Annotated in this window: 1 protein-coding gene; it reads right to left on the reverse strand. The window is 68.2% G+C overall.

What is annotated here, in order from left to right:
- Nucleotides 1-108: 108 nt before the first annotated feature.
- Nucleotides 109-405, reverse strand: coding sequence for a type II toxin-antitoxin system Y4mF family antitoxin (locus Y706_RS0112825; protein WP_028276891.1), 297 nt, complete (start codon nt 403-405; stop codon nt 109-111).
- Between the last annotated feature and the right edge of the window lie 234 nt (nt 406-639).

Below are 639 nucleotides of genomic sequence, written 5' to 3' on the forward strand. Positions count from 1 at the left end.
CCCCGGACGCCAGATAGGCCGGCAGGTAGCTGAACCTGGTGCCGCCGTCGTGCCGTTCCAGCCGGGCCGCCAGCACGCCGGCCTTATAGATATCCGCGATGCGGTGCCTCATGGCCGGGCTTCCGGCCCGTCCCGCAGTTCACCATCGGCCTGCAGGCCGGCCACCGGACCGGCGAGGGCCCGGGCTGCGGCGCTGGTCCGGGTCTGGACCCGGAGTTCCAGCCCCAGCGTGTCCAGGAGCGCCAGCAGGGAGTCCAGCTGCACCGTGCGTTTACCCTGTTCGACGAACCGGACGAAGCGCTCTGAGACTCCGGCCAGTTCGGCCAGCTCACGCTGGCTCAGGCGGAGCGACCCGCGCCGGGCCCGGGCCTCGGCAGCGAGTTCGCCCGGAAATGCGTTCCCCATGGCAGCCTCCCGTTAATCAACACACGTCCGAGGGTCCGGCGTACGAACCCTGTGGGTTCGAACCCCTGTGCGCGTAACAACCCGTGGGATCGAACTCTGTGGGTTCGAACCCTGGCGGTACGAACGTGCCGCTTTGCAGGCATTTCCAGTATAGGACGGCCCAGGATGCCTGCACAGAGCTATAACGGCACGTACGTACCGGCGCACTGGACAGGCGGGGCAACTCCAGCGACC

Source organism: Arthrobacter sp. I3 (genome assembly GCF_000520575.1).
Classification (GTDB): Bacteria; Actinomycetota; Actinomycetes; order Actinomycetales; family Micrococcaceae; genus Arthrobacter; species Arthrobacter humicola_A.

Bases quoted from the DNA above. Each gene is read 5' to 3' on its own strand.
- Y706_RS0112825 (WP_028276891.1), bottom strand. From the start codon at position 405: ATGGGGAACGCATTTCCGGGCGAACTCGCTGCCGAGGCCCGGGCCCGG.